At 70.4% G+C, this 13,616-nt stretch carries 11 protein-coding genes; 7 read left to right on the forward strand and 4 right to left on the reverse strand.

All coding sequences use genetic code 11. From position 1 onward, the window contains the following. Positions 1 to 52: 52 nt before the first annotated feature. A complete protein-coding gene (locus IE263_RS40005; protein ID WP_189943019.1) occupies positions 53 to 745 on the reverse strand; it encodes a response regulator in 693 nt (230 codons plus the stop codon). A 352-nt stretch (positions 746 to 1,097) separates the two neighbouring features. On the opposite strand from IE263_RS40005, the gene IE263_RS40010 reads away from it, so the two are divergent. The 4 genes from IE263_RS40010 to ptsP all read left to right on the forward strand — a co-directional run bounded on the left by IE263_RS40010 (position 1,098) and on the right by ptsP (position 7,713). After that, positions 1,098 to 1,970, forward strand: coding sequence for a universal stress protein (locus IE263_RS40010; RefSeq protein WP_189943020.1), 873 nt, complete (start codon positions 1,098 to 1,100; stop codon positions 1,968 to 1,970). 125 nt (positions 1,971 to 2,095) lie between these two features. Further along, positions 2,096 to 3,106, forward strand: a complete 1,011-nt coding sequence (gene adhP, locus IE263_RS40015) for an alcohol dehydrogenase AdhP (protein ID WP_189943021.1) — start codon at positions 2,096 to 2,098, stop codon at positions 3,104 to 3,106. A gap of 104 nt (positions 3,107 to 3,210) precedes the next feature. Continuing rightward, the gene (gene ppdK, locus IE263_RS40020) at positions 3,211 to 5,895 is read left to right on the forward strand and encodes a pyruvate, phosphate dikinase (RefSeq protein ID WP_189943022.1); all 2,685 of its coding nucleotides are present in this window, start codon (positions 3,211 to 3,213) and stop codon (positions 5,893 to 5,895) included. Between the two features lie 114 nt (positions 5,896 to 6,009). Next, entirely contained in the window at positions 6,010 to 7,713 is a 1,704-nt protein-coding gene (gene ptsP, locus IE263_RS40025) for a phosphoenolpyruvate--protein phosphotransferase (RefSeq protein ID WP_189943023.1), read from the forward strand. 364 nt (positions 7,714 to 8,077) lie between these two features. On the opposite strand, the gene IE263_RS40030 is transcribed toward ptsP, so the two are convergent. Beyond that, positions 8,078 to 8,776, reverse strand: a complete 699-nt coding sequence (locus tag IE263_RS40030; protein ID WP_189943024.1) for an NADPH-dependent F420 reductase — start codon at positions 8,774 to 8,776, stop codon at positions 8,078 to 8,080. Positions 8,777 to 9,056: 280 nt separating this feature from the next. On the opposite strand from IE263_RS40030, the gene IE263_RS49610 reads away from it, so the two are divergent. The 3 genes from IE263_RS49610 (at position 9,057) to IE263_RS40040 (ending at position 10,411) form a co-directional block, all read left to right on the forward strand. After that, complete coding sequence (locus IE263_RS49610; protein WP_268256110.1) at positions 9,057 to 9,179, forward strand: hypothetical protein; 123 nt, start codon at positions 9,057 to 9,059, stop codon at positions 9,177 to 9,179. 189 nt (positions 9,180 to 9,368) lie between these two features. Beyond that, positions 9,369 to 10,034, forward strand: coding sequence for a DUF4389 domain-containing protein (locus IE263_RS40035; protein ID WP_189943025.1), 666 nt, complete (start codon positions 9,369 to 9,371; stop codon positions 10,032 to 10,034). Then, positions 10,031 to 10,411: a hypothetical protein gene (locus tag IE263_RS40040; protein WP_189943026.1), complete on the forward strand. Its 381-nt coding sequence runs from the start codon at positions 10,031 to 10,033 to the stop codon at positions 10,409 to 10,411. The genes IE263_RS40035 and IE263_RS40040 overlap by 4 nt, the downstream gene beginning before the upstream one ends. Positions 10,412 to 10,599: 188 nt before the next feature. Here the strand turns inward: IE263_RS40040 and pflA are convergent, their stop codons facing one another. Together pflA and pflB are read right to left on the reverse strand one after the other, a co-directional pair. Then, positions 10,600 to 11,346, reverse strand: coding sequence for a pyruvate formate-lyase-activating protein (pflA, locus tag IE263_RS40045; protein ID WP_189943027.1), 747 nt, complete (start codon positions 11,344 to 11,346; stop codon positions 10,600 to 10,602). Next, complete coding sequence (gene pflB, locus IE263_RS40050; RefSeq protein WP_189943028.1) at positions 11,343 to 13,604, reverse strand: formate C-acetyltransferase; 2,262 nt, start codon at positions 13,602 to 13,604, stop codon at positions 11,343 to 11,345. The genes pflA and pflB overlap by 4 nt, the downstream gene beginning before the upstream one ends. Positions 13,605 to 13,616: the final 12 nt, after the last annotated feature.

The following is a 13,616-nucleotide window of genomic DNA, read 5'->3' on the forward strand; positions in this document are numbered from 1 at the left end:
CCGTACGGGGGCGAGCCGGGGGACGTTCGGCCCCACAGCTCGCCGTGCGGCGTCAGTGTCCTTCGTGCTTGCGCCGGTCCTGGGCCTGGGTGGCGATGACGGCGGCCTGGATGCGCCGCTCCACACCGAGCTTGGCCAGCAGGCGGGAGATGTGGTTCTTCACCGTCTTCTCCGCGAGATAGAGCCGCTGGCCGATTTGGCGGTTGGTGAGCCCTTCGCCGATAAGGGCCAGGATCTCCCGCTCCCGCTCGGTCAGCCCCGGCAGGGCTTCGGGCTCGGGCTCGGGCTCCTGGCCCTGACGCAGGCGGGCCATCAGCTTGGCGGTGGCACTCGGGTCGAGCAGGGACTGCCCGGCGGCCACCGTGCGCACGGCCGACACCAGGTCCGAGCCCTGGATCTGCTTCAGGACATATCCCGAGGCACCCGCCATGATCGAGTCCAGCAGGGCCTCCTCGTCGTCGAAGGAGGTGAGCATCAGGCAGGCCAGCTCCGGCATCTGCGAGCGCAGCTCCCGGCACACGGTCACACCGTCGCCGTCGGGCAGACGTACGTCGAGCACGGCCACCTGCGGGCGCAGCGCGGGGACGCGGACCAGTGCCTGCTCCACGTTCGCGGCCTCGCCGATCACGGTGATGTCCGGTTCGTCGTTCAGCAGGTCGTGTACCCCGCGTCGTACCACCTCGTGGTCGTCCAGCAGGAAGACCCGGATCGGGTTGTCGGGTCCGGGTCGCTCGCTGTCCGCCATCGACGGCTCCTGTCCTGTGTCGTCTGTCTCTGGCACCGGAAACCGCCAGATGGGCGGGACCGGTCCCTTCCTGTCGCAGATCCTGCGCGATTCCGGACCGAACGGCCAGGGCCGATCGGCCCTTTTCGCTCCGGCGTTCCCGCCTTCCGAGGAGTACCGGCGTCTGTCGCCTACCCGGTGCTGGCCGGTGCCGAACGCCGAGTAGACCGAGCGGGCCTTCACCGTGGGGACCATGCCGTCCGAGTCGGGACCATCGGCCCCTGGAACCACGGCCGCCCTGTCGTGAGGCTCGGGACGAGGGCCGGCGCAGTCGTCCACGGCCCGTTGGTCCCGTATCCGGAGGTCTCTTCCCATGATTCGCCCCATCACCGTCGGCATGGACGGCTCCCCCGAAAGCCTGGCTGCCGCCGACTGGGCCGCCCGCGACGCGCAGCGCCGCACCCTGCCGCTGCATCTGGTGCATGCCTGGATCTGGCAGCCACACGATGTGCCCGTCGCGCAGGACCTGGACGCGCAGAAGCAGTGGGCCCAGCACATGCTGCGGGAAGCCGAGGAGGAGCTGCGCGGAAGGCACCCGGCACTGACGGTCAGCACCGAACAGATCTCCGACACCGCAGCCGAGGTGCTGCTGGGCCAGGCCGAGAAAGCCCAGATGCTGGTGCTGGGCTCCAGCGGTCACGGCGCCATTGCCGGGTTCCTGCTCGGTTCCGTCGGGCAGCAGGTGCTGGCCCGGGCGAACAGCCCGGTGGTCATGGTGCGGGCGAACGCCCGCTCGGCAGCCAAGCACGATGGTGGGGAGGTCGTGGTAGGGCTCGACGACCTCGACGGCCCTGCCGTGCCGCTGCTGGAATTCGCTTTCGACGCGGCCGCCGCCCGCAGGACCGCGCTGCGCATCGTGCACGCGCCGAGCCTGCCGCCGCTGTACGGATATGGCCCGGTTGTGGGGCAGCTGGCCAGCCAGGAAGGCGGTATCACGGGGCAGGCGGAGAAGGCACTGTCCGACGCTGTCACGCCATGGCGGGAGAAGTACCCGCAGGTCCCCGTCGCCCACACGGTCGAGCTCACCCGCCCCTCCGGAATCGTGCTGAAGGCCGCCGCGCAGGCCGGACTCGTGGTGGTCGGCCGCCGGGTGCACCGTCCGGCGCTCGGTATGCGCATCGGGCCGGTGGCCCACGCAGTGCTGCACCATGCCGCCGCCCCGGTCGCCGTAGTGCCTCACGGCTGAGGGCCGGATTCCGCTCGGCTTGAGGCCGGGTGGCCCCACCGCCGGGGACGTCCAGTACCTGCCGCCGCAGCGCAGCCCGTTCGACCCTGGAACCGCACCGACCAGACAGACCTGAGGAGCATCACATGAAGGCAGCAGTCGTCCGGTCCTTCAGCGAGCCGCTGGTGATCGAGGACCGTCCCGACCCGGAGCCCGGCCCCGGCCAGGTCCGCATCCGGCTGGAGGCGTCCGGGCTGTGCCACACCGACATCCACGCCGCCCACGGCGACTGGCCGGTCAAGCCCACCCCGCCGTTCGTCCCCGGCCACGAGGGCGTCGGCATCGTCGAGGCGCTCGGTGACGGGGTGACCCACCTGGCCGTCGGTCAGCGGGTGGCGGTGCCGTGGCTCGGCTGGGCCTGCGGGCGGTGCGAGCACTGCCTGTCCGGCTGGGAGACGCTGTGCGAGCAGCAGCAGAACACCGGCTACAGCGTGGACGGCGGATACGCCGAGAAGATGCTCGCCCCGGCCGACTTCGCCGCCGTGGTCCCGGACGGCATCGACCCGCGCGACGCGGCCCCGCTGACCTGCGCCGGCGTCACCACGTACAAGGCACTCAAGGTCGCCGACGTACGACCGACCCAGCTGGTGGCGATCTCCGGCGTCGGCGGCCTCGGCCACCTCGCCGTGCAGTACGCGAAGATCGCCGGAGCGACCGTCGCCGCGATCGACGTCACCGACGAGAAGCTCGAACTCGCCCGTGAGCTCGGCGCCGACATCCTCATCGACGCCCGCAAGGAAGACCCCGCCGAGGTCCTGAAGCAGCACGGCGGCGCCCACGCGGCGATCGCGCTGGCCGTCAACGAGCAGGCGTTCGCCTCCGTCTACGGCGGACTGCGGCGCGGCGGCAAGCTGGTCATGGTCGCCCTACCCGCCGGCGGCACCATCAGCGTGCCGATCTTCGACACCGTCCTGAACGGCACCTCCGTGATCGGCTCGATCGTCGGCACCCGCCAGGACCTGGACGAGGTGTTCCAGCTGCACGCCGCCGGACGCACCAAGGTCATCTACGAGACCCGGCCGCTGGACACCGTCAACGACTCCATCACCGAAGTCCTCAACGGGCAGATCAAGGCACGCATCGTCTTCGAGATGTGACCGCCCACGCCTGGCTGCTGCACCTCGCGCACCGACCGAGGTGCAGCTCCGCGAGTGGCCGAGGCGCACTCTCCCTCTGGGAAGCAGGAAGGAATAACACCGTCATGGACCGTTACGTGTACGCGTTCACCGAGGGCGGCCGTGACATGGCCGACCTGCTCGGCGGCAAGGGCGCCAACCTGGCCGAGATGACCCGCATGGGCCTGCCCGTCCCGCCCGGCTTCACCGTCACCACCGAAGCCTGCCGCGCCTTCCTGGCCACCGGCACCGAGCCGGACAGCCTGGCCCGTGAGATCTCCGACCATCTGACGGCACTGGAGGAGGCCGCCGGACGGCGGCTCGGGCAGCCGGACGACCCGCTGCTGCTGTCCGTCCGCTCCGGGGCCCGCTTCTCCATGCCCGGCATGATGGAGACGATCCTCGACATCGGCCTCAACGACGAATCGGTTCTCGGCCTGGCGAAGACCTCCGGGAACGAACGCTTCGCCTGGGACTCCTACCGCCGCCTTCTGCAGATGTTCGGCAGCACCGTCATGGGCGTCGACAGTGCACTGTTCGAGACCGTGATGGCCCGCCTCAAGGAGGCCCGCGGCGCGGTGGACGATCTGGGCCTGGACACGGCCGATCTGGCCGGGCTCGTCGAAGCGTACAAGGAGCTGATCCGTCAGGAGACGGGCGAATACTTCCCGCAGTCCCCCGCCGAGCAACTGCGCCAGGCGGTCCTGGCCGTCTTCGAATCCTGGAACGGCGAACGCGCCCGCCTCTACCGCCGCCGCGAGCACATCCCCGACGACCTGGGCACCGCGGTCAACGTGCAGACCATGGTCTTCGGCAATCTCGGCCCCGAGTCCGGCAGCGGCGTCGCCTTCACCCGCGACCCGGCCACCGGCGCCCGAGGCGTGTACGGCGACTACCTGCCAAACGCCCAGGGCGAGGACGTCGTCGCCGGCATCCGCAACACCGTCCCCCTGGACGAACTGGGCCGCCTGAACCCCGAGGCGTTCGCCCAACTCGGCGACCACATGCGCACGTTGGAGACCCACTACCGGGACCTGTGCGACATCGAGTTCACCATCGAGCGCGGCCGGCTGTGGATGCTGCAGACCCGGGTCGGCAAGCGCACCGCCGAAGCCGCGTTCGCCATCGCCGCCGAACTGGTCGACGAGGGACTCATTACCACCGAGGAGGGTCTGGCCCGCGTCAGTGGCGACGGTCTCGCCCGCCTGATGTTCCCCCGCTTCGACACCTCCGCTGTCGGTGACGCGCTCGCGCACGGCATCCCGGCCTCGCCAGGCGCCGCCGTGGGCGCTGCCGTGTTCGACTCCGCCGAGGCGGTACGGCGCGCCGCCACCGGGGAGAAGGTCGTCCTCGTCCGGCAGGAAACCACCCCCGACGACCTGCCCGGTATGGTCGCGGCCCAGGCCGTGCTGACCAGCCGTGGCGGCAAGACCAGCCATGCAGCGGTGGTCGCCCGTGGTATGGGCAAGGTCTGCGTGTGCGGTGCCGAAGAGATCGCCGTCGACCCGCAGGAGCGCCGCTTCACCGTGGGCGGCACCACCGTCGAGGAGGGCACGGTCGTCTCCGTCGACGGCTCGGAGGGCGCCGTGTACGCCGGCGCGGCTCCGCTGGTGGACTCGGCGGTCATGCGGTACTTCGAGACCGGCGAGGCCTCCGCCGGGCTGGTCGACGCTGTGGACGGCGCCATGCGACAGGCCGACGGAGTGCGGCGGTTGGGGGTCCGGGCCAACGCGGACACCCCCGAGGACGCGGCCCGCGCCCGCCGGTTCGGAGCTGAGGGCATCGGCCTGTGCCGCACCGAGCACATGTTCCTCGGCGACCGGCGGCAGCTGGTCGAGGCGATGATCCTCGCCCGCACCGACACCGAACGCGAGCGGTCGCTGAAGGCGCTGTTGCCGCTGCAGCGGCAGGACTTCATCGGCATCCTGGAGGCGATGGACGGCCTGCCGGTCACCATCCGGCTCCTGGACCCGCCGCTGCACGAGTTCCTGCCGGACCGCACCGAACTCGCCGTACGCCTCGCCGCCGCCGAGGCCCACGGCAGCCCGCCGAGCACGCATGACGCCGAACTACTCGACGCCGTCAACCGCATGCATGAGGAGAACCCGATGCTCGGCCTGCGCGGCGTACGCCTGGGACTGGTGGCACCGGGCCTGGTCGCCATGCAGGTACGGGCCATCGCCGAGGCGGTCGTCGAGCGCAAGCGAGCAGGTGGCGACCCGCGGGCGGAGATCATGGTGCCCCTGATCGACACGGTGGAGGAACTGCGACTCGTGCGCGAGGAGGTGGAACAGGTACTGGCCGAGGTCAGCACCCATTCCGGCGTCCCCGTGGAGTGCCCGATCGGCACGATGATCGAACTACCGCGGGCCGCCCTCACCGCGGGCCGTATCGCCGAGGAGGCGCAGTTCTTCTCGTTCGGCACGAACGACCTGACCCAGACCACGTGGGGCTTCTCTCGCGATGACGTCGAAGCGGCGTTCTTCTCCACCTACCTCGACAAGGGCATCTTCAAGGTCTCCCCATTCGAGACGATCGACCGCGACGGCGTGGGCCGACTGGTCCAGATCGCCGTCGCCGAAGGCCGCGCCGCACGCCCAGGGCTGAAGATCGGCGTCTGCGGCGAGCATGGAGGAGACCCGGACTCGGTGCACTACTTCCACGCCGTGGGGCTCGACTACGTCTCCTGCTCGCCGTTCCGTGTCCCGGTCGCCCGTCTGGAGGCCGGACGAGCCGCACTACCCGAGACCGAGGCCAGCGACAGCCGGTGACACACGAGGCCGGGGATGAAGGTCCGGCGTCTGTCCTGTGGACCGCCGGCCGCCATGTGAGACGACGACGATGTGCGGCGGTGCGCCGCCGCACCTATTCGGAGAACAGGCACGATGGAGACAACGTTTCGAGGCGTCGGTGTCAGCCACGGTGTGGTGATCGGCACGGTACGCCACATGGGGACCGCGGTCCTACAGCCGCCCGACCGACGGATCCCGCCCGAGGCCATGCGGGGTGAACAGGGCCGCGCCCGGCGGGCGGCCGACGTGGTTGCCGCGGATCTCACGGCGCGCGGTGCCCTGGCCGGCGGTGAGGCACAAGCGGTTCTTGAGGCCCAGGCCCTGATGGCACAGGACCCCGAACTGATGGCGGAGGTCGAGCGGCGTATCGGCGGGGGCAGCTGCGCCGAGCGCGCGGTCTTCGACGCCTTCGCCGCGTACCGGGCGTTGCTGGCAAAGGCGGGCGAGTATCTCGCGGGCCGGGTCGCCGATCTGGATGACGTACGCGACCGCGTCATCGCCCGGCTGCTCGGAGTGCCGATGCCGGGCCTGCCGGACAGCAAGGAACCCTATGTGCTGCTCGCCCGCGATCTTGCCCCAGCGGACACCGCGCTGCTGGACCCAGCCCTGGTGCTGGGCTTCGTGACCGAGCAGGGCGGGCCGACGAGTCACAGCGCCATCCTCGCCCGTGCCCTGGGTGTACCGGCTGTCGTGGCGTTGCCCGGCGCCACCGGGGTGGCCGAGGGCACCGTCGTCGCGGTGGACGGCAGTACCGGCGAGGTGTTCCTGGAGCCGGATGCCCGCAAGCGGGCAGAGCTGGAGCGTCAGGCCGCCGCCCACGAAGCGGCCCTGGCCTCTGCCTCCGGTCCCGGGGCCACCGTGGACGGACACCGGGTGCCGCTGCTGGCGAACATCGGCGGCCCGGCGGACGTGCCCGCCGCCGTCGCGGCGGGCGTCGAGGGCGTCGGCCTGTTCCGCACCGAGTTCCTCTTCCTCGACGACAACAAGCAGGCGCCCTCCGAGGAACGCCAAGTGGAGGCGTACCGCCAGGTGTTCGAGGCATTTCCCGAGGGCCGGGTGGTGGTGCGGGTGCTGGACGCGGGCGCGGACAAGCCGCTGGACTTCCTCACCCCGGCCGACGAGCCGAACCCGGCACTGGGCGTGCGCGGACTGCGCACGCTGCTCGACCACCCCGATGTACTGCAGTCGCAGCTGCGGGCGCTGGCCGCGGCGGCCGCGGGCCTTCCGGTACAGCTGGAGGTGATGGCGCCGATGGTCGCGGACCGCGCGGACGCCAAGGCTTTCGTCGAAGCCTGCCGCCAGGCGGGCCTGCGGGCGAAGACCGGCGCGATGGTCGAGATCCCCTCCGCCGCACTGCGCGCTCGTTCCCTCCTGCAGGACGTCGAGTTCCTGTCGCTGGGTACCAACGACCTCGCCCAGTACACCTTCGCCGCCGACCGTCAGGTGGGCGCGCTCGCCCGGCTGCAGGACCCGTGGCAGCCCGCCCTCCTCGACCTCGTCGCTGCGGCCGCCGACGCCGCGAACGCCGAGGGCAAGAGCTGCGGCGTGTGCGGCGAGGCCGCCGCCGACCCACTGCTCGCCTGCGTCCTCACCGGACTCGGCGTCACCAGCCTGTCCATGGGCGCCGCATCACTGCCGTACGTCCGCGCCGAACTGGCCCGGCGCACCCTCGCCCAGTGCCGGCGAGCAGCCGCCGCGGCCCGCGCCGCGGACACCGCCGAGGAGGCACGCACCGCGGCCCGAACCGCCATTTCCGGCACGGACGAACGGGTCCGTGCGGCTGCCGGACGCCGCTGACCGCCCCTCGCCCCCTGTCGCATCCGCCGCCACTCGGAACCGGAACGCACGGAAGCGGCCAGCTACAGGCGAGGACAACGCCATACCCGGACAAGCAGCACGACACCTTCCAGGCAGCAGCCTGACCCACACCGAGGCGAGCCGCCCCGGTCTACGCGCGGCGGCTCACCTCGGTGTTTCCGCGCATACGGCGTGAGTCGCAGCTCATCGTGACGCCAGCGTCTCCGACAGCAGCGGGACGCACACGTCGTCTACAGACGAAAGAGCTCCGACCGCAGACACCAGACCAGGCGGTGCTCCGGGGCCGAGGCGACGAAGGCTGACAGTAGCGCCTCGCCGGTGGGAGGCCTGTCCAGTCCAGGAATCAGGCGCTGTGGTGGGCGCCCTGGATGTGGAAGTTGAAGTCGGCGTTGCCGAAGGCGCCATACAGGCGCAGCCAGATGGGCAGCAGCATCTCGGCGCCACGGGCAGTGGTGATGTCGCCCAGGTCGATGATGTCGCTGGTCGGCCAGCCGAAGGAGACGAGCAGTTCGGTGACGGCCTCCTTGGCCTCGGCATCATCGCCGGAGACGAACACGGTGTGCGCGCCCGGCACACGCGCCGGGGCCACCATGATCTGGGCGTTCATGGTGTTGAGGGTCTTGACGACCTTCGTGTCGGGGAAGGCACGCTGAATCTGCTCGCCGAGGCTGTCAGTGTTGACCGGGTCCAGCAACGGGGGCATGCCCCGGGAGAAGTCCAGGGGGTTGGCGATGTCGATGACCACTTTGCCGGCCAGGTTCGCGGCACCGGCGGAGTGGAGGGCCTCCAGGCTGCTGAGACCCGCGGTGGTGTTGACCACAACCTCGCAGTGGGCCGCGGCGTCGGCGAAGGTCTCCAGCCGGACCTGCGGATGCTCGGCCCGCCACTGCGAGTACGGCGGGTTGCCGTAGCCGTCCGGCTCGGTGCGGGCGAGGGTGGCCTGCGGGTCGCGGGTGCCGATGGCAGCCTCATGGCCGAGAGAGGCTAGTTTGCCGGCGATCGTCCGGCCGACGACGCCGGTGCCGAGAACTGCGTATCGCATGAGTGCGAGTCCTTTCCACAGGTGCGGACGCCCCGGTGTGATCCGCATGGCGCCGGGACAAAGCGAACATCCTTACCCCACCATCACCCCGGGGCGTCGACAGCGCCCACAGGCGCTGCCGAATGCCCGCCCCGGTACTCGGTCCGGCCCATCCTTGCTGTCAGGGCCGAACGGCCCCGGCGCCTCGGGCCCGTTCGGGCCCTGGCTGGGACCTTTGACGCCTGGGTGGCGGCTCCCGTCTGCGAGACCGTGGCAGTGGGAGCGGTACCGATCCCCCGCGGTGCCGCTCCCCCACGTCATCCGCTACAACGGCACGGTCCCGACCAAGCTCATGGGCCGACCGAAGTACGAGAACTACCGCGCCCCCGACGCTTCCAGGGCATCGCAGGCGACCGGCGCATAGGCCCAATGGGACAGCATCGTCGTCCGCACTGGGCGGGTGCCGATCCGCTGCGTGCCAGTCGAGGGAAGCCGGGACGGATGGCCCCCGGAACGGCTCCGGACGGCCCTCCCCGTGGTGCCCTCTCATTGGCCACGCTGGTCATGGGCCCGACTAGCAGCTATCGCTCTGGGCCCGAAGGAGTTGATCGCCATGACACCCCTGGCCGGAACCCCGGACCGTCCGGTCCGGGTGAACGCGGTGCTGGATGCGCCTCTATCCCGGTGGCTGTGGCTGGTGAAGTGGATCCTGGTCATTCCCCACTACGTGGTTCTGTTCTTCCTGTGGATCGCCTTCACGGTGGTGAGCGTGATCGCGTTCTTCAGCATCCTGTTCACTGAGCGCTACCCACGCGCGCTGTTCGACTTCAACCTGGGTGTGCTGCGCTGGAGTTGGCGGGTCGCGTACTACTCGTACGGCGCCCTGGGCACCGACCGGTATCCGCCGTTCAGCCTGGGTGAGGAACCCGGCTACCCGGCGCGGCTGGACATCGCCTACCCCGAGCACCTCTCCCGCGGCCTGGTGCTGGTGAAGTGGTGGCTGCTGGCCATCCCGCACTACATCGTCGTCGGCTTCTTCCTCGGCGGCTGGCACCTCGGCTGGTGGGACGGCGGGCTCGTCGCCGTCCTGGCGGTGATCGCCGCCGTGACCCTGGCCTTCACCGAGAAGTACCCGAAGAGCCTGTTCGACCTGATCCTCGGCCTCAACCGGTGGGTGCTGCGGGTCGCCGCCTACGCCGCCCTGATGACCGACACCTATCCGCCGTTCCGACTCGACATGGGCGGCACCGAACCGAGCGATGCGGAGGACCTGTCGTGATCACCGCGCTGGTGGGGGCGTTCCTGATCGTGCATGGACTGCTCCACCTGGGCGTCTGGACGACGCCGGAGCAGCCCGACAAGCCGGCCCCGTTCGATCGCGGGCACTCTTGGGCCTTGGCCGCCGCCCACGTCTCGCCCGCGCCGGCCAGGGCCGTGGCGCTGGCGCTCGCCTGGTACACGGCCCTCGTGTACGTCGTTGCCGGCGCCGGGGTGCTCGCGGGCAGCGGGTGGTGGCCGACGGCCGCTGTGGTCGCGGCCGCAAGCGGGCTTGCCCTCAAGGCGATCTGGTTCGACCCGTGGCTCAGCGTCGGCGTGCTGCTCGACGTGGGCGTCATCGTGGCCGTGGCCTGCACTTGGCCCGCCTCCGTCTACTGAGGACGAGCAGGCCCTTCGATTCACCCTGTGACGGCTCGTACGGCCAGCGACTCCCAGCGCTGCCTCGCCCAAAGCGTCCTGGGGAGAAGCTCTCAGCGCAGCAGCAGCCCAGAACCCCGGCCGGATCACCCCGGCCGGGGCTCTTCGGTCGGGCTTGTGCATCTCGCTCAACCGTGACAGGCACTCGTTCAAAGCGCCCGCAGCCCGTGCTCCCGGAACTGCTCGCGCACCTGCTCCGTCAGCTCCGGGTCCGGGGTGGGCGTGTCGCGTAGAGGGAAGGGGATGCCCAGTGCGTCGTACTTGTGGGCGCCGAGCTTGTGGAACGGCAGGACGTCCACCCGGTCGACGTTGCCGAGTCCGGCGAGGAACGCGCCGAGGCTGTCGACGGCTGCCGGGTCGTCGGTCCAGCCGGGCACGAGGACGTAGCGGATCCACACCGGGACGCCGAGCCGGTCCAGGCGGGTGGCGAAGTTGAGGGTGGGGGCGAGGTCTCCGCCGGTCAGCTTCCGGTAGGTGCGGACGTCGAAGGACTTGATGTCCAGCAGGACCAGGTCGGTGTCGGCGAGAAGCTCGTCGGTGGCGCGGGCGCCGAGGAAGCCGGAGGTGTCCAGGGCCGTGTGCAGGCCGCGTTCCTTGCAGCGGCGGAAGATCTCGGCCGTGAAGGCGGGCTGGAGCAGGGCCTCGCCGCCGGTGAGGGTTACTCCCCCGCCTGCGGTGGTGATGAAGGGCCGGTACTTCTCGATCTCGGTCATCACCTCGTCGACCGTCGTCTGCTTGCCGTCGCGCATGTGCCAGGTGTCCGGGTTGGCGCAGTACAGGCAGCGCAGTGGGCAGCCGCTGAGGAACAGCACGAACCGGGTCCCGGGACCGTCCACTCCCGTGGACAGGTCCCAGGAGTGGACCCTGCCCGTCACCGGCTCGACCGTGGTGCTCACAGCGATCCGTGGAAGGTACGGCTGATCACGTCGAGCTGCTGCTCACGCGTCAGGCGGACGAAGTTGACGGCGTAACCGGAGACCCGGACTGTCAACTCGGGGTAGCTCTCCGGGTGTTCCATGGCGTCCTCGAGCGTCGCCCGGTCCAGGACATTGACGTTCATGTGGAACCCGCCGGAGGCCATGTACGCGTCGAGGATGCCGGCCAAGTTGCCCGCGCGCTCGGCCGGGTCGTGTCCCAGTCCTTCGGGTGTGATCGTCGTGGTGAGCGAGATGCCGTCCCGGGCCTGCTCGTACGGGAGCTTGGCCACCGAGAGGGCCGAGGCGGCCACCCCGTGCCGGTCGCGGCCGTTCATCGGGTTGGCACCCGGTGCGAAGGGCGCCCCGGCACGCCGGCCGTCGGGGGTGTTGCCGGTGTGCTTGCCGTAGACGACGTTCGAGGTGATGGTCAGCACCGACTGGGTGTGCTCGGCGTTGCGGTACGTGGGGTGGCGGCGCACCTTCGCCATGAACGACTGGACCAGGTCGGCGGCCAGCGCGTCGGCGCGGTCGTCGTTGTTGCCGTACGCCGGGTACTCGCCCTCGACCTGGTAGTCGACGGCCAGCCCGGTGGCATCCCGGATCACCTTCACGCGCGCGTGCTTGGCGGCCGAGAGGCTGTCGGCCGCCACGGAGAGGCCGGCGATGCCGCAGGCCATGAAGCGGTGCACGGGGTGGTCGTGCAGGGCCATTTCGATGCGCTCGTAGGCGTACTTGTCGTGCATGTAGTGGATGACGTTGAGCGCGTTGACGTAGGTGGCCGCCAGCCAGTCCAGCGTGCGGTCGTACGCCGCCGACAGCTCCTCGTAGTCCAGGTACTCGCCGGTCAGCGCGGGCGTCTCGGGCGCGATCTGCTCGCCGGTCATCTCGTCCCGGCCGCCGTTGATGGCGTACAGCAGCGCCTTGGCGAGGTTGACGCGGGCGCCGAAGAACTGCATCTGCTTCCCGACCGCCATCGCGGAGACGCAGCAGGCGATCGCTGTGTCGTCGCCGGTACGCGGACGCATCAGGTCATCCGACTCGTACTGGATCGCGCTGGTGTCGATGGAGACCTGTGCGCAGAACTCCTTGAATCCGGAGGGTAGTTGCGGCGACCACAGCACGGTCAGGTTGGGCTCGGGGGCCGGGCCCAGGTTGTAGAGGGTCTGCAGGAACCGGAAGGAGGTACGGGTGACCAGCGGCCGGCCGTCCGCGCCGATGCCGCCGATGGACTCCGTCACCCAGGTCGGGTCGCCGGAGAACAGCGCGTCGTACTCCGGGGTACGCAGGAACCGTACGATCCGCAGCTTGATCACGAAGTCGTCGACCAGCTCCTGCGCCCGCGCCTCGTCGATCGTCCCGTCCTGCAGGTCGCGCTGGAGGTAGACGTCGAGGAAGGTGGAGGTGCGGCCGAGCGACATCGCGGCGCCGTTCTGCTCCTTCACCGCCGCCAGGAAGCCGAGGTAGAGCCACTGCACGGCCTCGTGAGCGGTCGCGGCGGGGCGGGTGACGTCGCAGCCGTACGAGGCCGCCATCTCGACCAGCTCGTCGAGCGCCCGGATCTGCTCGGCCAGTTCCTCGCGGTCGCGGATGACGTCCGGGCCGGAGGGCTGCGCGTCCAGCAGGGCCCGCTCGGCCCGCTTGGACTCGATCAGCCGGTCCGTGCCGTACAGCGCGACGCGCCGGTAGTCGCCGATGATCCGGCCGCGGCCGTACGCGTCCGGCAGACCCGTGATGATCCCCGCCTTGCGGGCGGCCCGCATCTCGGGGGTGTAGGCGTCGAACACACCGTCGTTGTGGGTCTTGCGGTAGGTCCCGAAGACGCGCGTGACGAAGGGGTCGGCCTGGTAGCCGTACGCCTTCAGCCCGTTCTCCACCATCCGCAGCCCACCGTTGGGCATGATCGCCCGCCGCAGCGGGGCGTCGGTCTGCAGGCCGACGATCAGCTCCCGGTCACGGTCGATGAATCCCGGCCGGTGCGAGGTGATGGTGGATGGGGTGCCCGGGTCGACGTCCAGGATTCCCTTGCGCCGCTCCTCGGGGAACAGACGAGCGACCTTGTCCCAGACGGCGAGCGTGCGGTCGGTCGGACCAGCCAGGAACGTGGAATCGCCTTCGTACGGCGTGTAGTTGGCTTGGATGAAGTCGCGCACGTCGACGTGGTCCCGCCAGTGCGTACCGGCGAAGCCCCGCCATGCCTCGGTCGTCGCCCGGGGTCCAGCTGTCACCGTTGCCGTCATGGCCGGTCTCTC

Origin of the sequence: Streptomyces aurantiogriseus, from assembly GCF_014649375.1 — a bacterium.
In the GTDB taxonomy this organism is placed as follows: domain Bacteria; phylum Actinomycetota; class Actinomycetes; order Streptomycetales; family Streptomycetaceae; genus Streptomyces; species Streptomyces aurantiogriseus.